This is a genomic window from Novosphingobium sp. ST904, from assembly GCF_001298105.1.
Classification (GTDB): domain Bacteria; phylum Pseudomonadota; class Alphaproteobacteria; order Sphingomonadales; family Sphingomonadaceae; genus Novosphingobium.
In genome coordinates, this window is the sequence record NZ_LGJH01000097.1 from 1 (window position 1) to 20,681 (window position 20,681).

Sequence of the window (20,681 nt, forward strand, 5' to 3'; positions counted from 1 at the left end):
ATAACGCCGCTCCCTTATCGGAGCGGAACGTCGTTCCTCGCATGGGCGATCGTCAACAACAACCAGCCCGTTCCCGACGTGTTCTCCAAGATGACCAAAATCGCAGCTTCGGGCCGACTGGGCCAGTCTGCTGGCGCAACTCGACGAAGTAGCTCTCGTCGGTCGGCCGGGCGAGCAGGTTCACCTGCGCGACGGCTCGGTCAGCGCTGCCCGGTCGACGAGCGCGAACACGGCTGCGCGGACCTCGGTGTCGCCGATACTGTCATCGAGCAGCACCGCCCCGACATCGCGAAGCCGGAGCGATGCGGCGTCGAGATCGCGCAGTGAGCGCATCCGCGCCTCCTTGGCGTTGATGCGCGCATTGGAGAACATCTTGGTCGACACGGCGTCGAACAGGTCGATGACATCGTCGCTGGCCGACGCTTCAAGCGTCCGGATGAAGGCAACCAGGGTCGCCGCGCGGCGATCGTCCGGCAACCGGGCGACGGCCTGCGCTTTCGCGGCGCGGCAAATCGCGCTAATGCGGCGGCCTTGCCGGGCGGTACGCGGTCGAGTTCGGGCAAGCCTGTGGTGAATGTACGGATTTCGGTCAGTCGGTCGATGGCCCGGCTGATCTCAGGGCCGCTTTGCAGATATGGCCCATCACGGAGTCGATCGAGCGGGCTTTGCCGTCCATCTTCGGCAACAGCAACGAGCGTATCGAGCCGGGTACGTTGCTCTGACGTCAGCTTGTCGACCAGGCGGCGATGGACGTGCGCGGCGACTCGCGTGCGGACCCGTGCGATATCGCGCTCGAGGACGGACAATCCCGGTAACATCACCTTGAACTCGAGCAGCCATGTCGCGGCTGCGTCGAACAGGGCCGACGGTCGATCGGTGCCCGTCCAGCACAGCGCATACAGGAAACGATGCAATCGGAACGCGACGCCGGGATCGGAGAAGACTCGGTAGCCATAATGAATGCGGATGCGCGGGCCGTGCCGCCATCGTCCCTTGGTCGCGCAATATCGCGCCATTAGTTCGGCCGATCCGTCGATCGCCAGTTGGTCGCCAGCAAATCGCGTGACGGACGCAGGTATTTGCGCCGGATCTTCGAGAAAAGTGCCGAGCAGCCTCAACGAGCCAAGCTGCACCGCGACACCGAGCCGGTTGTGGTCGCCGCGGTGTGCGCCGATGAACGCCCGGTCCGCATCGTCGAGATGAAAGTGCCGCGCCAGCTGTTCCGAGGTCGGATCGCCTACGAAGCGACCATATCGCAGTGCCTGGTCGTCCGAGAGAAAGCTGACTGGCACCGCTTCACGCTATGCCGCTGCCGCGGATCTGGTCCCGCGCTTGGCCAACAGTTCGCTGGCCCGCTCTCGCGGCTGTCCTTTGGCGTCGACATAGGCATAGAGTGTCGACACCGATACTCCGAGCTGGACAGCGACGTCGCGCGCGGCATTGTCGCGGTCTGCCATCAACGCCATTGCGGCCTTCAACTTCTGTTTCGTCATCACCCGTGGCCGCCCGCCCGCGCGGCCACGGCCCTGGCCGCAGCCAGCCCTGCCATCGTGCGCTCGTGGATCAGGTCGCGCTCGAACTCGGCCAGGGTTGCGAAGATGCCGAACACTAACCGGCCCGTGACGGTCGTCGTATCGATATCGCCGGTCAGCACCTTCAGGCCGACGCCGCGCTTCTGCAGATCTCCGACCAGCCCGACGACGTGAGGCAGCGACCGTCCAATTCGGTCGAGCTTCCAGACAACAAGAGCGTCGCCATCACGCATGATATCGATTGCCTTGTCGAGCCCAGGCCGTTCGGTCGTACGGCCCGAGCAAACGTCGTCGAAGATCCGGTTGCATCCGGCACGATCGAGCGCATCACGTTGCAGATCGAGATTCTGCTCGCCCGTCGACACCCGCATGTACCCGATCAGCATCGACGCCCGCTCCCTCTTGCATCAATCTATCGAACGATGGGTTTACCGGCTATAGGTTTCTGGACGGGTAGATGTGAGATTGAAGGCCGTCCAGTGGGTCGATCGCGTTCGTCGGACCGCTTCGCATCAAACCGGGGTTTGTTGTGACGTTCAGGCAAGGCTTTTGTGGATGCACCGGTGGAGCATGGGGGAAAATCTCTTGCGAGCGAAACGTGATGACTGACAACGACGACCACCAGGATGTCGCGGACCTGCCGCCAGAAGATAAAATGGGCTTTGCTGTTCCGAAGACACCGACCCACTCGCTCATGCTTTTGAACAGCTACATGCGGACCGACATGCTGCAACACATCCATTTGCGCCTTCATAAGATGAGGGATGAGAATGGACCTGGTTCGCCGTTGCATCATATGGCGAAAAGCCTCGAACAGGTTATCGACACCTGGGACGGCATCAATCTGTTCGAGTGCTTTACCCGAAACCGATTCTACATCGATCCGGATTACGAGTTTCGGCCGGAGCAGGATTACCTCCACGACATCAGGCTGATGAAGCATCACCTCAAATGTCACAGGAAAATGATCAAGGACCTGGATAGCTGGCGCTAACTAACCGAGCTATGCGGGAAAAGTCGGCTGATCCCTTATGTAGGTTTTCTGTTCCGTTGATACTCAAACCCCAAGAAGCGCAGGAATAGCGCGGGGTAGCTCAACTCGGGCGGGCGTGCCTCTTCCGAGGTCGTGCTTGCCGGTACAGTGTGTTCAATGCTCACCATGATCCCGGCCCCCTATGTGCCGCGACGCTTGTTGAAATGTGCGTAGAAGCCATCGAGCGCACCCGACCCTTGGGCGATGCGCTCGTTGTCGTCGCCAGTGCCCGCGCAGATGCCATTGATGAGCGCGGCGATGCCGGCGGTCTCCGGCCTACCGAACTTGTCGTCGGCGATGTCGAGGTCATGGATGATCTCGGCAAGCGCAACGAGCGCCTGATCGCCGTCGAGTCCCGTCCGATATGTCAGCGTTTCGAAGGTGCAGCGGTCGCCTTCGTGCGTAAACTCCGCGTCCGCCATGTCGAAGCGAAGCTCGCCGGGCTCAGGCTGGTAGCCCTTGCCATCCACGAACTTGAAGCTGGGGCTCGGGTCGATGAACCGGCGGATGAGCCAGGCCGACGCGATGCGATCGACATGCACGTGACGGCGTGTGACCCAAGTGCGCCCTTTCAGCTCCGCAGGCGTCAGCTCCGGCGCTCCCGGCCCGCTCACGTCCGGGTGGCGGCCGGCGCGACCCTCCGCTTGAGCTATCGCGGCATCTGCCGCCTGCCGCCCATGTGCCCCGAAGAAGTCGATCGCGGCGATCTCGTCCAGGCGCTTACGCATGCGCCGGACGTCGGCGGACGACACGTATTCCGCCTCAGCGATCGTCCGCGCTTCGCGCGCCAACTCCTCGTAATCCGCGTCGCGGGCCGCGTCGAACACGGCGCGAAGCTCCGCGTCAACCATCCCTTCGACCAGCCGGGCCTCCAGGATCAGCGCCTCGCCGCCCCCGGCGGTGATCTCCGCTCTGAGTTCCTGGAAGAGCACGCGGGTGTCGTCCCCAGCAGGAAGGGCGTGGACGGCATTTTTGAGCGGGGCGGCACCCATCGCCTGCAAGCGCCGCCATACCCGCACGCGCAGATAGGCGGGCTTGGACGGAAGCTGCGGGATCAGCAGCAGCCAGTCGCGCGGTTCAGGCGAGGAAACATCAGTCATGAAGCACCTGTAACATGGCGGCGCAACGAACGTACACTTGTATCGTTTGCTTGGACGAGCTAAAACCCGGGGGAGGAGACCGCGATGCGTGCCGTTGGATCAGGTAGTGCCGCCATGCTGGCGTGCCTGGCGTGCTCAGGGGCCTCGTCTGCCCCGGCCCAACCGGGCTATGAGACGGTAGCGCAGTTCTACCGGACGTGTTCCGACGAGACGAACAGAAAGGCGAACGGCCGGTGCGAGGCATATCTCGCTAGTGCCGCCGAGACGCTCTCCGCTTTCGGCAATGGCGGCAGCGAAGCCGGAATCTGCGGCCGAGGCGTCCGGTCGGGCGAGCTGAGCCGTATCTTCCTGGCGTGGGCGGCAGAGAACCGTCAGGCAGCCAACCTGCCCCGGCTCGCCGGCGTCACGATGGCGTTGCGCCGACATTTCCCATGCCGACAGACCAATTGAGATTGAGGAGAGAAGCATTGCGTCATTTGTTGCTCCCGCTGGCGATCGCGCTCGCTGCGCCAGCCGCCGCCCAGACAAACCCGCAAGCGACACCGCCCGAGGCGAACCGCGACAGGTGGGCGCTCGTGGACAAGAGCCTCGGCCGAGCCGGAACGACGCAGCCGGACGGCGTTCGCCGGTACGGCTTCCCGCGCAGCGATCTGAACGTCCAGCTCGACGGTGTGACAATCAAGCCGGCGCTCGCCCTCGGCTCCTGGGCGGCGTTCCACCCCATGGGCGACCAGGTAATGATCATGGGTGACCTCGTGCTGACGCATGAGGAGGTAAATCCGGTCATGAGCCGGTTGCTGGCATCCGGCTTCACCATCACCGCGCTCCACAACCATCTGCTCCGTTCCGCGCCCGCGACCATGTACATGCATATCGGCGGACATGGTGATCCGGTGAAGCTGGCGGCCGCCCTCCGCGAAGCGCTCGCCGCCAGCCGGACACCGATGACGGCACCGTCAAGGGACTCGCAGCCGCCGTCCGCGGCGCGGGCTCGTCGCCGCCAATCGCCCTCGACACGGCCGCGCTCGACCGGCTGATGGATGGCAAGGGCAAGCCCAATGGCGGCGTGTATCAGTTCAGCTTCCCGCGCGCGGAAAAGCTGAGCGACGGTGGCATGCCCGCGCCAGCGTCCATGGGCACCGCGACCGCGATTAACTTTCAGCCGACTGGCTCCGGCCGGGCGGCGATCACCGGCGACTTCGTGCTCACTGCGGCCGAGGTCGATCCCGTGCTCCGCGCGCTACGCGCCGGCGGCATCGAGGTGACCGCGCTCCACAATCACATGCTGGATGACCAGCCCCGGCTCTTCTTCATGCACTTCTGGGCGAATGACGACGCCCAGAAGCTCGCACGCGGGCTCCGGGCAGCACTGGACAAAACCAATGTGCAACGGAGCTGACCTATGACACGGAACTGGTGGACGGCGCTGTTCGCCGCAGCCGCGCTGGCGCCTACAGGCGCGCTCGCTCAAGACGAAACACCGACCGAAATGCAAGGTCTGGCGCTGCTCACCAGTTGCCGGGCAAGCGAGCCGGGCTGCGGAGCGTACCTTCAGGGCATCGTTGACATGATGATCGCTCAGCAGAGTGTCTGTGACCCACCTCGTTATAATCGTCACCGATTGCGGACCACCTATGTGCGCTGGGCGGAGGCCAACACCTACTTCCATGACAAGCACATGATGGCGGGCGCGGAGCGCGCAATGAGCGAGGCTTGGCCCTGTCGGTCTAATCCACCACAATGACGAAGCCGAGTGTCACAACCGGCGCGAACGACTAGCTCATCGGCTATGATGCACTCATTGTTCCTGAAACCCCGAATATTAGCCCCGCGTTCCTGAAACCCCGAATCTGTAGCGGCATCCCTTCAACGATCAGCGCTGGCTGCATTTAAGGTTTATCGCGCCCATCGTGAGTTGAGAGGCAGAACCGCCCTCGCGCGTGATTTCCGCGTCCAGGCAACGCTGCCTCGGCGAGCGAGGCAGCGCGAAAAACTGATTGAAGCATGCCGGGAGCGGGACGCCGTTCCGGGCATGTAACGCGCCTGGTTCATCGCTTTCCCTTGTCGGCTTCCACGTTGACGGTGCACCGTACCGCCTCACGCGCTCTGTTCGCGCGCTTCCGGCAGGCTTCCAGAGCTTCGCGGTTGGCGGTGACGATCCGATCGCCCGCCGCGATGTTGGCGAAGGCATCGGGTGCCGCGCTTTGCATCATCCGCTGCCCTGCTTCCCAACGGGGAAGGTCGAGCGTCCGCGCCGCCATGCGCTCGGGCCATTGCCAGCTCGCGGGCGCGATATCGCGCGCGACCAAGCCGGGCAGGATCGTCCATGCGAGGATGCCGATCGCCGCCCCGCCCAGGCCGAACCATAGTTGCCGGTTCTTCTGGTCGGCCCGTGTCCATGCCGATCCGGCGATGGCGCGAAGTTCGGCCATGACGCGGGCCTTGTCCTCGCCGGCTTTAACGAGCGCCGCCTGATCCTCACGCCGGGCGGCGTTGCCCGCTGCGGCGATGCGCTGCGCCATCTGCTCGGGCGTCATAGCCAACGCCGGACTCCGCGCGATCACGTCGTTGATCACCGCGATCCGGTCGCTGTGGCGTCCACGCTTTGCTGCATCCGCCCCAGCGTCTCGGTATAGTCGGGAACGTCGATATGCGCCCGCTCGGCCGCCAAGCCCTCCAAGGCACGGCGTAGCAGCGCCAGCTCGCGGTCCTGGCCTTCGATCACGGCGCGCAACTGGTCGAACGCCTCCGCCGGATCGTCGCCGTCCTGAATATCGTCGTCCATCACTTCCCTTACCGGCTCATGCCATGATCGCGGTCGCGCCCAATCGTAACCGACTGCGCCAGCTCGTTTGCGATCGACCGGCCGCGCTCCATTTTCAGTTCCAGCTCAGGCGCGCGACGGTGCAACGCGGATTCGAGCTGCGGGTCGCGGTGCAACCCGCCCGCGATGCCCTCCATCCGCTTGCCCAGCTTCTCCGCGCCCGCACGGTCGCCAGCACGCTCCATGCTGGCCCGCGCCTCCTTCATACCCTGCCACTGCTCCACGAACCGGCCCGCGCGCTTCTCCGGGTCGATGCGGACCTGACGCTCCGTCTCCATCGCCTTGGCCGCGCCGCCCGTGTTGCCCTCGGCCGCGTCGCGCGCGAGCCGGGGGTCGCGCTCGATCGCGCTGGCAAGGTCACGCGCGCCATGCGGCCGCACCTGGTCGAGCGCGTCGCCGGCCTTCGCCAGCGCCTGTTCCTGGTGCGCCAGCACCGGCAATCCCTTCGCCCGCATCCGCTCCATATCAGCAGCGGCGCGGCCATAGCGTTCGATCGCCTTCGCCTGCGAGGGCGCAAGCGGCCGATCGGCTACGACGCGCTCGGCCGACGTCGCCCGCTCCGCTGCCGGCTTCGGCCGGAACCCGTCGAACATGCCCCTGGCCTTGTCGCGGACCTTCTCCACCACCTGGCGCGCGAGTTCCGGGAACCGGATCTCGCGCCGATCGGCGAACGCGCGGGCCTGGTCCTGCTCGGGCTTGGCGTAATCGCCCGCCATGTCCTTGCCCCGGTCGCGCGACAGGGCGCGGACGAGCTGGCGCTGATCGATGAAGTCGTCGCGGCCATAGTGGAGCTGCACGTCGTCACGATGCCGCGACAGGCCGACATAGGCGCTGTGCCGGTCCATGCCGGGGGTGGCGAGGACATGCGCGCGATCCACCGTCACCCCCTGCGATTTGTGGAACGTCGCCGCATAGCCATGATCGACATGGGCATAGTCCTTAGTGTCGAATGAGACCCCGCGCCCGTCATCGAGGCGGACCGCCATGCCCTCGGGCGATACCCGCTCGATCGTCGCCAGCGTGCCGTTCTTGACCCCCATGCCGCGCTCGTTGCGAAGGAACATGATGCGGTCGCCGGTCGCGAACTGTCGCTCGCCGCGCTCGGCCTTCACCGTCACGTCGTCGCCAAGGTCGCCGCTCGCGCGCAACCGGTCGCGCGCCTCGCCATTGAGGCTCTGCACCTCGGCGTTGGTGTGGGTGAGGATGATCCGGGTGCTTCCGGGTTCGGCCTGACGCGCGCGATCCCACCCATCCACCAGCTCGCGCCGCGCCGCCTCGCGGGTGTCGGCCGCGTGGACCATGCCCTTGCCGTCATAAGCGTGGATCGCCTCGCCGGTGCGCCCTGTCGCCAGCGCGCGCGTGGCGTCACGCTGCCAGTCCTCGCGCTGCCGGCGTATCTCGGTGATCTCGGCCGCGCCGTGGCGCTCGGCGACGCTGCGGAACGCCGCGCCGGCCTCGATCGCCTGCAACTGCTCAGGATCGCCTACCATAACCACCTTGGCCCCAGCGTCACGGGCTTGGGACAGCACCCGCTCCATCTGGCGCGAGCCGATCATGCCGGCCTCGTCCACCACCAGCACGTCCTTCGGGCCTAGCTGCTCGCGGCCCTGCCCCCATGCGTGCTCAAGGCTGGCGATGGTGCGGGACTGGATACCGGACCCGCCCTCAAGGTTCTCGGCCGCGATGCCCGACAAGGCCGCGCCACGAACCGTGTAGCCCTGCCCCTCCCAAGCCTCGCGCGCGATGCCAAGCATCGCCGATTTGCCTGAACCGGCATAGCCGACGACGGACGCCAGCCCGGCGTCGCCAGTGACGTGATCGAAGGCGTCGCGCTGCTCGCCCGACAGGACAAGGCCACGCCCCGCGGCCGCGCCGATCGCCGCGTCACGATGCCGATCGGCAACGCCATGCCCGGCGGTGCCCGCCAGCTCGTCGCTGGCCCGCTCAAGCCGGTTCTCCACCGCGATCATGTCGCGGCTGGTGAACCGCTCCTGGTCGCGGCCATCCTTCCCCAATGCGACCAGCTCGGGCGATGCGCGTACCGCCCCCATCACCTGGTCGAACTGCTCCTTGCCGTCGCTATGCCGGAACGCGAACGTCGCAAGGTCGCGGGTGGTGAAGGTGGCCTGCTGCCGCGTGATCGCGTCCAGTGCGATATCGGGATTGGCGATAATCTTCTCGCCGTTCTCGCGGGCGATGCGCGTGTGATCCTCGATCCGCTCGGCCTCAAGTCCCTGCTCCGGCCTGCGCGACGCAGCCGGGCCGATCTTGTGCTGCGGCTCCAGCGCGATGCCCTGGACCTCGTAGGAGCGATGATCGATCCGTCCCTCAAGTCCGAGTTCGGCCATGCGCTCGTTGACGTGCGTGCTCCACGCCTCGCGCCAGTCCTTCAACAGCTCGGTGCTGTTCCAGTCGCGGTTCTTCTTACCAAAGCCCTCCGGCCCAACGTCGCGCATTGCCAGCATGACGTGCGCGTGCGGCTTCGGGGTGCCGTCCTTCGCCTTGTCCCAATGCACATTCAGGTCCGCGACCATGCCGCGATCGACAAACTGGTTCTTCACGAAATCGCGCGTGAGCTGGACGCCCTGCTTCTCGTTCATTTCGCGCGGAATTGAGAACTCTACTTCGCGGGCAAGCTGCGCATCCTTGCGTTTCTCGCCTGCCTCTACCTCGTTCCACAAGATCGCGCGGTCGTTTAAACGCTCCGGTGCTCCCTCGGGCAGCATCACTTCCCGGTGAATCACACCCGCCTTGTTACTAAAATCGTGGTGGCGATTCTTGCCCTCATCAAACAGCCGGTCAGCCGAGCGGTAGGCCGCGCTGGCAACCGCGCTCGCGCCGGTGTTGCGGCTGATGACCTTAGCCGAGAAGTGGTAGATCGCCATGACGCTGCACATCCTGCCTTACTTAGCCCACGTCGGCAACGACGTATAAGCGCGCACTAACCACTCGCTCCGCTCCTGTTGATTGACTTTCGTCCGTTCCCGTTGTGGGTTGCCTGTCCGCTCTCGTTTGCTAGGCTGCGGTAAATCTGGCGCGAAAGGAGAAAGCACCATGCGAAAGGTGCGCGACTATGACGCGGAGCTGAAAGCGCTGGAGAGCCGCGCGAAGGCGATCAAGGCGCGCCGCATCGAACAGCTCGGCCAGCTCGTCACCGCAACCTGCGCCGACGCGCTCGACATGGAAACGCTCGCTGGCGCGCTGCTCGATGCCGTCGCCATGAAGGATGCGGAAGCGAAGGAGGTGTGGCGCGCGAAAGGCGCCGCCTTCTTTCAGCGGCGCGGGCGCAAAGGTAGCCGGACTGCTGGCGGCAACGGCGACGGCGGGAACGCGCAACCGGGCGCTGATCCAGCGTCTGGAAGCGGCGCGGCGTCGTAGCGATACGCGAGGCTGGGTCGTGCAACGCCGCGAACGCACCCGCCACCTGATCGAGCTGGGCGGGCTCGTCCAGAAAGCCGGCCTGGTCGAACTCGCCGACGACGATCGCGCGACGATCTACGGTGCGCTGCTGGAGCTGGCCGCCAAGGCACGGGGCGACGATGTCGGCGACACGCTCGCGCTCTGGAAACGGCGTGGCAAACGCGCATTCGACATGGAAGCCGGCGATGCTTCCCCTGCCCGATCGGAAGGATCGGTATGAAGCCTGCCGTCACCGAATACGCGCTCGATGGCGTGATTGAACGGCTGCTGCTGGCAGACTGGAAGGTTGCGGCGCTGCTGCTCGATGCTGCGGCGCTGGAAGCCGGTTTCGACCGGGTGACGATCGCGCGGCAGGTCCGCCATGTCGGTGCGTCCGGCACGGCCGATCTGGTCGTCCGCTATTGGCTGGGCCCCGCCTGCACTGCGATGCTGCTGGTGGAGAACAAGATCGACGCCGGTTTCACGCCCGACCAGCCCGCCCGCTATGCGATCAGCCGTGACGCGCAGCGCTCCTCGGTGCCCGCTATCGCTACCCTGCTCCTCGCGCCTGACGTTTATCTCGCCGGCTCCAGACTTGCGTCCGGCTTTGATGCTGCTGCGCCTTACGAACGCCTGCTGCCGCTGGCGTCGGGCCCGGACCGCGAGCTGATCGCCACTGCCATCGAACGCGCCGAAAGCCCCTATGAGCCGGTGCCGGTGCCGGAGGTGATGGACTTCTTCATCGGCTATGCGGAGCTGGCGCGGAGCGCGCGCCGGACCTGGTGCTGAAGCGCAATCCGAACAGCGCCGGCGCACGCCCGGAAGCATCGCGGACGATCTATTTCGATGCGCGGCGCAGCGGCTTCGCCGGCTATGATTTTCTCCTGAAGGAAGGCCGGCCGGCGAGCCTGCGCGTTTCCCATCAATGTTGGGATTCCGGCGCACCGAACCCGAGCGTGAAGGCCATGCTCGACGGGTGGGCGCAGCACCTCCCGATCGTTTCACCTGTCCTTGCCCCTTCGCTGCGCGCCTCCGGCATCTACCTGCGAGCTGCCGGGCGCAGCCTGGCGCTCGTCCTCGATACCAAGCGGCTCGACAACATGCGCCCTGTCGCCGGACAGGAAACGGTGATCCTCGATGCCCTGTCGAAGCTCCAGCGCCTGCGGGATGCCTGGAACGGGCTGGAGGAACCCTTGCGCCGCGCAGCCGCGCTGGTGACGCACAAGGAGGCACCATGACCGCTCTCGACCTCGATGCGATCCGCCGGGAAGTCCGCGCACTGGATTTCGAACGCGGCACGCCGGCTGACGTGGCGGAATGGCGCGAAGCCGATGCCGAATCCCGCGCCAACCTCGCGATCGAGGGCATGACGCTGAGCGCGGATGACGAGGCGCTGTTCGACATGCTGCGCGACGAGGCGGTGCCCCCTCCCCTCGCCACGCAAATCATTCTCAAGCTGCTAGATCATCCCGACGCCGATCCCTCGCTGGCGATCACGCCGCTGGAACGGGTCTGCTGATGCCGGGGCCGCTCATCGGCGGACGTCGGCCGATCAGCTGGCGGCTCGCGATCGTCGTCTCGTTCGTCGCGGCCTATGCGACCGCGCGATGGCTGGAAGGCATCTTCGGCGTCGGGCAGATTTCCGGCACCGTGTCGTTCCTGGTCCTGGTCGGCCTGATCGGCGCGACCTGGTGGATCAATAGCCGGGCCGGCAACCGCAGGAATGAGCTGCTGGGCTCCGCCCGCTTCGGCAACCGTGCTGACGTGCGCAAGCTGGAAGCGAGTGGGGATCTCCTGATCGGCCGCGCCAAGGAATCTGGCAAGCTGCTGCGCTATGACGGCGCAGCGCACCTGCTGACGATCGCGCCCACCCGCTCGGGCAAGGGCGTGGGTACGATAATCCCCAACCTGCTCCTGCTTGACCGCTCGGTGGTCTGCATCGACCCCAAGGGCGAGAATGCCCGCGTCACGGCCCGTGCGAGGGCCAGCAAGGGCCTTGTGTGGTGTCTGGACCCCTTCGGCGTCTCCGGGCGTCCTGCGGCCCGCTACAACCCGCTGGCGCAGCTTGATCCCGCCAGCCCTGATCTGGCGGAAGATGCGCAGACGATCGCCGACGCGCTGGTGCATGATGCGCCGGGGCAATCGGGCGAGGCGCACTGGAACGAGGAAGCCAAAGCGCTGATCGCCGGCGTGATCCTGCACACCGTCGTCCACGAGCCTGTGTCCCAAGCCACGCTCGCGAATGTGCGCGACAAGCTCACCCGCGATCCCACCGGCTTCGCCGCATTGCTTGCCGACATGCAGGGCAGCCCCGGCGCGCACGGCCTGATCGCGCGCGCCGCCAATCGCCAGCTCGGCAAATCCGATCGCGAGGCCGCAGGCGTGCTGTCCTCGGCGCAGCGCCACACCCACTTTCTCGACAGCCCACGCCTGGTCGAAAGCACGTCCGCCTCCGATTTCCGCTTCGCGGACCTCAAGGAGCGGCCCGGCACCGTGTTCCTGTGCCTGCCGCCCGACCGGCTCGATACTTATGCGCGGTGGCTGCGGCTCCTGGTCGCGCAGGCCGTCACCGACATGGCGCGCTCCCCTGCCCGGCCGGAACGCCCGGTGCTGTTCCTGCTCGATGAGTTCGCCGCCCTCGGCCGACTGGAGCCGGTAGAGCGCGCGATGGGGCTGATGGCTGGCTACGGCCTCCAGCTCTGGCCGATCCTCCAGGACATGCACCAGCTGCGCGCGCTCTATGGCGAGCGCGCCGGCACCTTCTTGTCCAACGCCGGCGTGATCCAGACGTTCGGGGTCAACGATCATGCCACCGCCGACATGCTCTCGCGCACGATCGGCGACACGACGCTGGAATACGCAACCCTCAGCACATCGCGCGGCACGGGCTGGGGTGAAAATCGCGCCGCTCCTTCGGAAAGCGTCAGCACGCACGTCACGGCGCGGCGGCTCGTCACGCCCGACGAAATCATGCGGATGCCGGCCGACACGCTCCTGTTGCTGCGCCAGGGCGAACCCCCGCTCTGGGCCAGCAAGGTCCGCTACTATGAGCAGCGCGAGTTCGCCGGCCTGTTCGATCCGGCGTGATCGCACACACCCGTTCTGGAAGATCGAACGGTGAGCTTTGGGGTATCGCCTTCGCCGCCCTCTCCACCGGCGGGACGCTGAAGGTACGCATCGCCAATTCCGCATTGCTCTTCTCAGGTCACGGCTCTGGGTGCGTCCTGACGTTAAGAGATTCTGTTAAATAGGAATCGTTAAACAAGTTAAGCCTGTGGATAAGCGAAAATATCGCTTTCGGTACAATCACTTGCCACATCACCCGGTGGGTGAAACCACGTTATTCGGTGTGTGATCCCACGATAGCAGGGTGTGTGAAACCACGAACGGAAGGTGTGTGATCCCACGATAGTAAGTGGCTCCATATTTCCCTTCTCGGGGCGGCTTTTGACTCATCATCCAGGTCTCGTTGCCCGCCCGTCCAAAGCTGCGGTGTGTGAAACCACGATAGTCAGGAGCGGCGTGCAAGCCGGTCCATGAGGTCATCAACCTCGGAGGTTCTCCGGCGATCGGCCTCCAAGCGAGCACGCCGTTCCTGCTCGGCCTGGAGTTGCTCGGACAGCGCCAAGGCCTCCGCCTCCCCTCTCAACCGAAACGTCACGGCCGGGCTGCCATCTACGGTCGTAGCCATTTCCACCGCGTAATCAGGAAGCTGGTTTGCCTCGATGATCTTGCGCAGCATCCGGTTGAACTCTTTGGGCTTGCTGTCGCTACCGGTCTTGTCGCGCAACACCTCAACCCGGCACGTCCACCCGCCTCGCTGGTTGCCGGCGTGCTTGCGGGCGATGCGGTAAAGTGCTCGCTCCAGTCCTCCGGAGAGCAGGAAATAGTCGGGGTGCATGGTGAGCAGCGAGCGCTCCGCCATGATGCCTTCATAGACCCAATCAGACAGAGTGATGGTCAAACCACGGGGCTGGTCAGTGTCGGGGTCCACCTCCAAGGTCCATTTATCCAGCCAGTTGAAGCCTGCCTTGCTGCGCCGCTTGGGCGCGCGGATGGACGTAGAGATGGAAGTGGTTTGTAGTCGCTGGAGGGCCGCTTGCAGCTCCTGGTAGGCCCTCCCGCTGGTGTCGCGCTTGATCGCCCGCAAAAGGTCGTAAGATGTTGTATTGAGCGTCCTCGGAAGGTCGTTGATCCCCTGCTCACGCATTCGGTTCAGCGTCGAGGTGGCCCAGATGATGATATCGGCATCCCAGATCGTCGCCATGCCATAAGCCGGGATCGCTTCGATCTTCACCCAGGTCGCCCCATCGGGGCTGGTATATTCGATCGGCTTGACCCGCTTGCGCTTCTGCAAGGAGAAGAATGGTCGTTCCATCGTCTCCCGCTGATCCTTGAGCGGAAGGTCGCCCATGATCGGCAGAAAGAGATCGAACTCCGGATTAGGATCCTGCCGCTTCTTCACGTTTCAACCTTGCACGCTTGCAAGTGTGCAATATTGCACACCATCACCGGCCAAACTGCTGCTTAGCGTCATACTTGGCCACCAACTCGGCAATCGCTTCGGCCAGCAAGTCCTGATGGCTGCGCCGCGTCCGCGCTGCCAACACTCGGAAGGCCTCCGCAGTCGGGTCTGCCGGATCGAAATAGGCTCCGAGATGATACTTGCCGGGTCGTCGCCCGCCGGATCGTGCTGCCGGCTGTTCCGGTGCGGGGGAAGGCCGCGCCTCCGCCGCAGCGTCTTGCGCTGGCTTCTCCGGGATCGCCGGCGCGAGAAGAGATGAACGACGTGCCATATCAAACCTTCACATTTGCAGGTGTGCAGTCCTGCAAGACTTCAAACAGGAACTCACGCAGGGATGCAATCTCCTGAGCGGCTTTTCCCGCCGGCTCATGCTCGATGACGCCAAGCCCGTAAGGCCATGCTGCGCGATAGACGCTGCGCTCGCGCAGCACCGCGCGTGCGACTTTCAGCCCCGAGGCCTCAACCAAGGTCCGGGCATCTTCCAACAGCGCCGTGGCCGTCGGGGGTGCAGCATTGAGCACGACATAGCCGCTCTTGCCGGTGCTGCTGATGAGCTGGGCGGTGCGTTTGATCGCGTCCAAATCGATGAGGGAAGGGCGGCACGGAATCAGAACAAGGTCGGCGCGTTGCGCGGCGGCAACGGCTTCAGCGCCAGCGGCAGGTGGTGTGTCGATGATGGTGAGCGCAAAGCCATTCGCTCCGGCGGCATCGATCGCCTGATCCAGCCGCCGGGCGCTGATCGGCTCGACATGCGGCAGTTCGGCCTCACGGCGCTCACTCCATGCTGTGGCGCTCTCCTGCGGGTCGAGGTCGAACAGCGCGGTCTTGATACCGATGGATTGGGCAGCAACCGCCAGATTGACGGCCAACGTGGTTTTTCCAACCCCGCCCTTTTGAGCTGCTAGTGTGATTATTTGCACGTGTGCACACCTTCAATCTTGTTGGTGTGATATTATGCAGATTGGAAGGATGGCACAACCCATTGGAGTTCCGCCACCTGCCGTTAGCCTGACTTTTGCGATCTAGATTAGCCCGCCGCCTCATCGTCGCTGTCGAGCGCATCGTGGCGCATGGGTCCGTGGCCGTCGACCGGGCACAAGGGCGCGCCCGCTGTCTCCAGCCATTTGCGTGCCGTCCTGACGGTATAGCCGCACGTCGCGCATTCGCATTTCAGCATCCGCGCCGCTTGCTTCTTGGGCCGGGTGGTCTCCCCGTCAGTGTCGAGCCGAGCATGGGGCAGGGGGCCTGCCGCAGCGAGGATCGGTGCAATGGCGGAAAGGAAGGCGCCCCCGGGGGTGGTGGCGCGCATTGGCCCGACCAGCCCCAGCCCGACTGCGACCCGTTTAAACGCTCTCCCGTGTCCGGCCGCGATCCCGACCGCCGCGTGGACCAGCTCGTGCGCGAGGATCGCGGCGATCTGCGCTGGCATCGCATCAGGGGCGTGGGCAAGGTCGGGCCGGATGAATATCTCGAAATGCCCGTCGCCGCTGCGCCGGTTGTCCCAGCACTCGCCGATCGCCTTGCCCTTGGCTCCCCTGCTGGTGAAGCCGATCGCCACCCGCACGCGGGAGGGAAGGGGGGCGTCCAGCGCCTTGAATAGCGGCCCCATGCCGATCGCCACCCGGTTCAGCCAGCTTTCGCGATTATCCTGCTCCATGTCCTGCTCCCTTCAAATCGCCCTCGGGGCGATGGCCTTGGCCATCGGCTCTGCCTCGTGGCGAACAGCGGGGGGTGAGGGGGCAGCGGGAATCTGCCGGTGTGGTGCGGGCGCAGGCGTAGCCGAGCCACGGTCCGGCTGATTGCCGTTGCTGGGAGAGGGGGGCGGTGCCCCACTTTCCCTCCGATCAAATGCAACGCCGCCGGCGTCGCCGGCGCCACCCTGGACGGGCGCGCCCGTCCTCGCGCGAGCGATCGTCACCCGTGTGGGACGAGACGCCGATCGGCGGCTCGGTCGGAGCGAAGCGGAGATAGAGCGCGGTCCAGAAGGACGCGCCGACTTGGCGCCTGCAACTTACCAAGGCTATCGTGCCGCTAGATATTCAGGCGGAGTAAGCGGTGGCGATCGATTTTACATTCAGGAAGAAGGCGGTCCGCACCCTTACCAACCAGATTGGCGTCTACGTCCTTTGCGATCTGGACCAAGTGCCGATCTACGTTGGCCAGTCCAAAGATGGCATTCGCAGCCGCGTTGCGCGGCATCTGACTTCCGCCCGCTCCGACATTATTGCCAATCGTCAGATCGACGTTTGGGAAATCGCTTGGGTGCTCGCCTATCCAGTGGAAACGAAGGAAGAGATCACGCCGCTGGAAGGCGTGCTGTTCCACCACTTCAACCCAAAGTCTCAACTGATGAACGGGTCGATTCCTGCGGCTTCTCCGGAAGGCGCGCCGGTGCCGGAGCCAGCCCAGGTGATTCAGGTCATGTCGGATGAGGAGATCGCCGACAAGATCGATCCGGTGCAGCGGCTTCCGCGCCAGGCAGGCCACTACACTCAGATCGTCGGCCATTTCCTGGCGGTGAAAAACTCACCCCAAGTAGCTCGGGCTATGGATGCTCACTTCAATCGACTGGCGAGCTACCATGCCGAGCTGCTGGGCCTGACGGGCGAGTCTGATCCTGGAGAAGAGTAGGGGGCTTGCTCATTTTTTAGAACAGACGCAGAACATACTAGACAGAAGATGATTGTGGCGCCACAATGGCGCCATGACCACGAACTCCAAGCCCGCCACGGTGCGCGACCTTGATCGCATAAACCTGCGTCTCTCTGCTGAGACGTTCGCGCTGATCGACGCTGCGCGCGCCGGCCGTCCCGGCAACGTCTCGCGCAACACCTGGATCACCGAAGCCATCGCGGAGAAGCTGGCGCGCGAGACGGGCGCCAATGACCGCCGTGAGGAAGGTCGGGTCGCCAATGGCTGAGTTTTATGAGTTCTTCGCCGGAGGCGGCATGGCCCGCGCCGGGCTGGGAGCGGGTTGGACCTGCCTGTTCGCCAACGACTTCGATCATAAGAAGGGGCTCACCTACCAAGCCAATTGGGGGACGGGAGGCGAGCTGAAGGTTGGCGACGTGAAGCAAATCACCGCTGCGGATTTGCCCGGCGTCGCTGATCTGGTCTGGGGGTCGTTCCCCTGCCAGGACCTGTCGCTCGCAGGCGGCGGCGCCGGCTTACGCGGCGAGAGGTCTGGAACCTTCTACCCGTTCTGGGACGTGATCAGGGGGCTGATCGCGGACGATCGCGCGCCCCAACTGATCGCGCTCGAGAATGTCTGCGGGACGCTGACTTCGCATGGGGGCAAGGATTTCGAGGCGATCTGCCAGACCTTCGCCGACGCTGGTTATCGCTGCGGCGCCCTCGTCATCAATGCGGCCCTGTTCCTCCCGCAATCCCGTCCTCGGCTGTTCGTGATCGGCGTTCATGGCGACGTGCAGGTCGATCCGGCATTGCTCGCGCCTGGTCCCATTGAGCCCTTCCACACTCGCGGGCTGCAAAGCGCCGTAGAACGGCTGCCGGCGGCGTTGCGCGAGGCAATGCTGTGGTGGAACATGCCGACGCCGAACCGCCGCAATACGACGTTCGCCGACATGATCGAGGAGAACCCATCGAGCGTGCCGTGGCACACGCCGGCCGAAACCCAGCAACTCCTAGGCATGATGTCGCCGCTCAACCTCGCCAAGGTGAACGCGGCCAAGCGGGCCGGGCATCGCGTGGTGGGCGGCGTCTACAAGCGCACGCGGCTCAACGAAAAGGGCGTGAAGGTGCAGCGCGCGGAAGTGCGTTTCGATGACATTTCGGGCTGCCTGCGAACGCCCGCAGGCGGGTCCAGTCGGCAGGTTATCGTCGTCATCGACGGCGCCAAGGTCCGATCGCGCCTGATCTCCGCGCGCGAGACGGCCCGCCTGATGGGCCTGGAGGACGACTACAAGCTGCCCCGCAACTACAATGAGGCTTACCACCTCACCGGAGACGGGGTGGCGGTGCCGGTGGTTCGGCACTTGGCCCATCATATCCTGGAGCCCTTGCTCGGAATGGCGGAGGCGGCCGAGCGGGCGGCTGCATGAGCGTCATCCCCTGCGAGCAGAACAGTGATCTGCGCGCGCAAATCGAGCGGTTCGCGGAGGTCTTGAAGACCGAGGCGCACCGGCTCGGCGATCATGGCTTGGACGAACGCGACTTCTACAATTCGGGCCTCTTCCGGGGCGCGGTCGAGCGGGTGAGAGGGCAGTTCTCCGCGACGATGCGCGCCAAGCGCGAGTTCGTTCAGCACGTCCTGAACCACATGGAGGATGAAGGCTTCATCGCAGGATGGGACCTGACGGAGGACTCCAGCCGCAACGATTATGCCGTCCGGCTCCCAAGCGGGCGCAGAGCCGTCATTGACCTGAAAGGCTGCCTGGACGGCAACAACACCAACATATTCGAGCGCCCGGCCGATGCCGATGAGTTCGTGATCTGGAGCATCTGCACCAACCTTGGCGCCGATCCACGGCGCAATGCCTGGTCGGGGATCCACACTCGCCTCAGCGCCGAGGTGATCTCACGCAATCAGCGGGTGGATGGGCTGATTGTCTGGGACATGGTGTGCGGCACGATCGGACGCCCATGCCCCAAGGTGGCTGGCGAGGACGGATCGAGGCTCACCGACATTGGCCCTTTCCGGGTTCCGCCCGCCTGCATCTATCTGTTTCCCAGCACCGTGCCGTCCCTCGCCAGCCCCTCCGTCTCAGCCCAGCCAATCGATGCCGTTGAGCTGCTTTCAGCCTTCCACCGCTGCTTCAAAGGATACGATGCCGAGCTGAATCACGTCGATTTCGAGGTGATGCAAGCCGCGCCGACCTGATGCGGCGCACCACGGTCCGGCGCGCCGGCGCCGTCCAGAAGGTATCGGACATGGCGGCTATCCGCCGGGCCTAACCGCCAAGAAAATCGGTCAGGCGGCGGGATAGCTCGTCGGCGTTCCGCATCTCGCATTCCCATATCACCAAGGTTCGCCAGCCTTGGCTCTCAAGGCGCTGCCGCGCTTCCCGATCCCGTTCGACATTCCTCGCCAGCTTGGGATGCCAATAGCTGGCGTTGCTCGCCGGTCGTCGCGCACCGCGCGGGCAATCGTGCTGATGCCAGAAACATCCATGCACGAAAATCACCGCTCGTCAGGCCGGAAACACGATGTCCGGGCTGCCGGGCAAGTCGCGCCGATGCAGGCGAAAGCGATAACCGAGCCGATGCGCCAATCGACGCACCACCATTTCCGGACGGGTGTCCTTCCCCCGCACTTGGCGCATGCGCTCCGATCGAGCCGCTGGGGTCAGCGTATCAGTCAACTGCTTGGCGGGCGCGGTGCTCGCGCAACACACGCTGCACGGTGGAGCGGGATACGCGGAAGAGGCTGGCGAGCTGGGCAGGGGAGCCTTGGCCGGATTCCGCCTTGGCGATGATCTCGGCGCGCTGCTGACCGGTAAGGCTCGGCCGGCGTCCAAGATGCCGGCCTGCTTTGCGCGCGTGCGCCAGCCCGTTCATGGTTCGCTCGCGGATCATGGCGCGCTCGAACTCGGCGAACGCGCCTAGCATCTGCGTCATCAATCGGCCGGGCGCGGTGGTGGTGTCGATCGCCTCAGTCACCGATCGGAATCCTGCGCCTGCGGCGGTGATCGCCTCAAGGGTGAACAGAAGGTCGCGAAGCGAGCGCGATAGCCGGTCGAGCTTCCACACCACGAACACGTCGCCGGCCTTCAACGCGCCGATCGCGCGCGCCAGCTCGGGGCGGTCAGCTCGGCCGCCCGATGCCTCCTCCTGGTAGATGGGATCGCACCCGGCATCGCGGAGCGCGCGAAGCTGTGGGTCTATGTCCTGGGAGTCGCCTCGGGACACGCGGGCGTAGCCGATTTCCATACCTACATTTTGACACAGGATTTTGACACCTGCAAACCGTTGGAAATGCTGGGGCCGGGTGCTGGTGTCAAAACCGACCGGTTATGACACCAGAGACTTTCCCGATTGGGATCGAAATACGGGCATGGCCGATCTGAATGGTAAGCGGTCCGGCCGCTTTCAGCGGTGATCGCGGCGTTGAAAAGCTGACGTTCACGCCTGCCAAGCCGTGAAGGATCAATTGTGAAGGACATGGCGCCCTGCCCGCCAGGCATCATAAGCCGATGAACAAGGTCGCGCTGGCTCTGTTGCAAAAATCGTGAAGCTTGAGCATGCTTGGCGGAGATTGGACGGACGGAACGATGACGGATTTCAAGTGGCGCCATTTCCAGGGTGATGT

26 protein-coding genes and 2 pseudogenes are annotated in these 20,681 nt (G+C 64.8%); 15 read left to right on the top strand and 13 right to left on the bottom strand.

Features of this window, described 5'->3' with window-relative positions:
• Positions 1-121: 121 nt before the first annotated feature.
• Positions 122-1,292 (bottom strand): annotated as a pseudogene (locus ADT71_RS35405) (DUF4158 domain-containing protein); the annotation flags it as partial.
• A 9-nt stretch (positions 1,293-1,301) separates the two neighbouring features.
• Positions 1,302-1,918: pseudogene (locus ADT71_RS02645) on the bottom strand (recombinase family protein).
• A 215-nt stretch (positions 1,919-2,133) separates the two neighbouring features.
• Between ADT71_RS02645 and ADT71_RS02650 the strand changes: the two are divergent.
• Positions 2,134-2,526: a hypothetical protein gene (locus ADT71_RS02650; RefSeq protein ID WP_054434835.1), complete on the top strand. Its 393-nt coding sequence runs from the start codon at positions 2,134-2,136 to the stop codon at positions 2,524-2,526.
• Positions 2,527-2,705: 179 nt separating this feature from the next.
• Here the strand turns inward: ADT71_RS02650 and ADT71_RS02655 are convergent, their stop codons facing one another.
• Complete coding sequence (locus tag ADT71_RS02655) at positions 2,706-3,665, bottom strand: chromate resistance protein ChrB domain-containing protein (protein ID WP_231635509.1); 960 nt, start codon at positions 3,663-3,665, stop codon at positions 2,706-2,708.
• A 114-nt stretch (positions 3,666-3,779) separates the two neighbouring features.
• Here ADT71_RS02655 and ADT71_RS35410 point away from each other — a divergent pair, with 114 nt between their 5' ends.
• Genes ADT71_RS35410 through ADT71_RS02670 form a run of 4 tightly spaced genes read left to right on the top strand, consistent with a single transcriptional unit; the run spans position 3,780 to position 5,409 of the window.
• Positions 3,780-4,115 carry a Rap1a/Tai family immunity protein gene (locus ADT71_RS35410; RefSeq protein ID WP_054434837.1) on the top strand — a complete coding sequence of 112 codons (336 nt, stop codon included), beginning with the start codon at positions 3,780-3,782 and terminating at the stop codon, positions 4,113-4,115.
• 17 nt (positions 4,116-4,132) lie between these two features.
• Positions 4,133-4,702, top strand: a complete 570-nt coding sequence (locus ADT71_RS32675; protein ID WP_231635510.1) for a DUF1259 domain-containing protein — start codon at positions 4,133-4,135, stop codon at positions 4,700-4,702.
• Positions 4,702-5,064: a DUF1259 domain-containing protein gene (locus ADT71_RS32680; RefSeq protein ID WP_231635511.1), complete on the top strand. Its 363-nt coding sequence runs from the start codon at positions 4,702-4,704 to the stop codon at positions 5,062-5,064. The genes ADT71_RS32675 and ADT71_RS32680 overlap by 1 nt, the downstream gene beginning before the upstream one ends.
• Positions 5,065-5,067: 3 nt before the next feature.
• On the top strand, positions 5,068-5,409 hold the full coding sequence (locus ADT71_RS02670) for a Rap1a/Tai family immunity protein (protein ID WP_054434841.1): 342 nt from the start codon (positions 5,068-5,070) through the stop codon (positions 5,407-5,409).
• 304 nt (positions 5,410-5,713) lie between these two features.
• Here the strand turns inward: ADT71_RS02670 and ADT71_RS02675 are convergent, their stop codons facing one another.
• The 3 genes from ADT71_RS02675 to traA are packed head-to-tail and all read right to left on the bottom strand — an operon-like array spanning position 5,714 to position 9,374.
• Positions 5,714-6,202 (bottom strand): DUF6118 family protein, encoded by a 489-nt coding sequence (locus tag ADT71_RS02675; RefSeq protein WP_231635513.1) that lies wholly within the window; start codon positions 6,200-6,202, stop codon positions 5,714-5,716.
• Between the two features lie 35 nt (positions 6,203-6,237).
• The gene (locus ADT71_RS32685) at positions 6,238-6,450 is read right to left on the bottom strand and encodes a hypothetical protein (protein ID WP_054434845.1); all 213 of its coding nucleotides are present in this window, start codon (positions 6,448-6,450) and stop codon (positions 6,238-6,240) included.
• A gap of 8 nt (positions 6,451-6,458) precedes the next feature.
• Positions 6,459-9,374 carry a Ti-type conjugative transfer relaxase TraA gene (traA, locus tag ADT71_RS02685; RefSeq protein ID WP_054434846.1) on the bottom strand — a complete coding sequence of 972 codons (2,916 nt, stop codon included), beginning with the start codon at positions 9,372-9,374 and terminating at the stop codon, positions 6,459-6,461.
• Positions 9,375-9,543: 169 nt separating this feature from the next.
• Between traA and ADT71_RS02690 the strand changes: the two genes are divergently transcribed.
• The 6 genes from ADT71_RS02690 to ADT71_RS02715 are packed head-to-tail and all read left to right on the top strand — an operon-like array spanning position 9,544 to position 12,975.
• Positions 9,544-9,867, top strand: a complete 324-nt coding sequence (locus ADT71_RS02690; RefSeq protein WP_054434849.1) for a conjugal transfer protein TraD — start codon at positions 9,544-9,546, stop codon at positions 9,865-9,867.
• A 19-nt stretch (positions 9,868-9,886) separates the two neighbouring features.
• Complete coding sequence (locus ADT71_RS02695) at positions 9,887-10,129, top strand: conjugal transfer protein TraD (RefSeq protein WP_054434850.1); 243 nt, start codon at positions 9,887-9,889, stop codon at positions 10,127-10,129.
• Entirely contained in the window at positions 10,126-10,677 is a 552-nt protein-coding gene (locus tag ADT71_RS02700) for a hypothetical protein (RefSeq protein WP_054434852.1), read from the top strand. Before ADT71_RS02695 ends, ADT71_RS02700 begins: the two co-directional genes overlap by 4 nt.
• Complete coding sequence (locus ADT71_RS02705) at positions 10,671-11,126, top strand: hypothetical protein (protein ID WP_054434854.1); 456 nt, start codon at positions 10,671-10,673, stop codon at positions 11,124-11,126. The genes ADT71_RS02700 and ADT71_RS02705 overlap by 7 nt, the downstream gene beginning before the upstream one ends.
• On the top strand, positions 11,123-11,407 hold the full coding sequence (locus tag ADT71_RS02710) for a hypothetical protein (protein ID WP_054434856.1): 285 nt from the start codon (positions 11,123-11,125) through the stop codon (positions 11,405-11,407). The genes ADT71_RS02705 and ADT71_RS02710 overlap by 4 nt, the downstream gene beginning before the upstream one ends.
• The gene (locus tag ADT71_RS02715; protein ID WP_082370118.1) at positions 11,407-12,975 is read left to right on the top strand and encodes a type IV secretory system conjugative DNA transfer family protein; all 1,569 of its coding nucleotides are present in this window, start codon (positions 11,407-11,409) and stop codon (positions 12,973-12,975) included. The genes ADT71_RS02710 and ADT71_RS02715 overlap by 1 nt, the downstream gene beginning before the upstream one ends.
• Before the next feature lie 424 nt (positions 12,976-13,399).
• Here ADT71_RS02715 and ADT71_RS02720 read toward each other — a convergent pair whose 3' ends face one another.
• The 4 genes from ADT71_RS02720 to ADT71_RS02730 form a co-directional block, all read right to left on the bottom strand.
• A complete protein-coding gene (locus tag ADT71_RS02720) occupies positions 13,400-14,353 on the bottom strand; it encodes a replication initiator protein A (protein WP_037474991.1) in 954 nt (317 codons plus the stop codon).
• 43 nt (positions 14,354-14,396) lie between these two features.
• On the bottom strand, positions 14,397-14,684 hold the full coding sequence (locus tag ADT71_RS31065) for a ribbon-helix-helix domain-containing protein (RefSeq protein ID WP_132470352.1): 288 nt from the start codon (positions 14,682-14,684) through the stop codon (positions 14,397-14,399).
• 1 nt (position 14,685) lies between these two features.
• Positions 14,686-15,333 carry a ParA family protein gene (locus tag ADT71_RS02725; protein WP_046406887.1) on the bottom strand — a complete coding sequence of 216 codons (648 nt, stop codon included), beginning with the start codon at positions 15,331-15,333 and terminating at the stop codon, positions 14,686-14,688.
• A 107-nt stretch (positions 15,334-15,440) separates the two neighbouring features.
• Positions 15,441-16,070 (bottom strand): SprT-like domain-containing protein, encoded by a 630-nt coding sequence (locus ADT71_RS02730; RefSeq protein WP_037474986.1) that lies wholly within the window; start codon positions 16,068-16,070, stop codon positions 15,441-15,443.
• Positions 16,071-16,468: 398 nt separating this feature from the next.
• Here ADT71_RS02730 and ADT71_RS02735 point away from each other — a divergent pair, with 398 nt between their 5' ends.
• The 4 genes from ADT71_RS02735 (at position 16,469) to ADT71_RS02750 (ending at position 19,253) form a co-directional block, all read left to right on the top strand.
• Complete coding sequence (locus ADT71_RS02735; RefSeq protein ID WP_054434858.1) at positions 16,469-17,044, top strand: GIY-YIG nuclease family protein; 576 nt, start codon at positions 16,469-16,471, stop codon at positions 17,042-17,044.
• Positions 17,045-17,117: 73 nt separating this feature from the next.
• On the top strand, positions 17,118-17,333 hold the full coding sequence (locus ADT71_RS02740) for a hypothetical protein (protein ID WP_037474983.1): 216 nt from the start codon (positions 17,118-17,120) through the stop codon (positions 17,331-17,333).
• Entirely contained in the window at positions 17,296-18,474 is a 1,179-nt protein-coding gene (locus ADT71_RS02745) for a DNA cytosine methyltransferase (protein WP_197075296.1), read from the top strand. The genes ADT71_RS02740 and ADT71_RS02745 overlap by 38 nt, the downstream gene beginning before the upstream one ends.
• The gene (locus tag ADT71_RS02750; RefSeq protein ID WP_197282893.1) at positions 18,471-19,253 is read left to right on the top strand and encodes a hypothetical protein; all 783 of its coding nucleotides are present in this window, start codon (positions 18,471-18,473) and stop codon (positions 19,251-19,253) included. The genes ADT71_RS02745 and ADT71_RS02750 overlap by 4 nt, the downstream gene beginning before the upstream one ends.
• Before the next feature lie 310 nt (positions 19,254-19,563).
• Here the strand turns inward: ADT71_RS02750 and ADT71_RS32690 are convergent, their stop codons facing one another.
• The 3 genes from ADT71_RS32690 to ADT71_RS32695 all read right to left on the bottom strand — a co-directional run.
• Positions 19,564-19,695: a very short patch repair endonuclease gene (locus ADT71_RS32690; protein WP_231635514.1), complete on the bottom strand. Its 132-nt coding sequence runs from the start codon at positions 19,693-19,695 to the stop codon at positions 19,564-19,566.
• A gap of 31 nt (positions 19,696-19,726) precedes the next feature.
• A complete protein-coding gene (locus tag ADT71_RS02760; protein WP_054434860.1) occupies positions 19,727-20,302 on the bottom strand; it encodes a recombinase family protein in 576 nt (191 codons plus the stop codon).
• Positions 20,303-20,304: 2 nt separating this feature from the next.
• The coding region (locus ADT71_RS32695; RefSeq protein ID WP_231635512.1) for a hypothetical protein at positions 20,305-20,681 on the bottom strand (377 nt) is incomplete at its 5' end.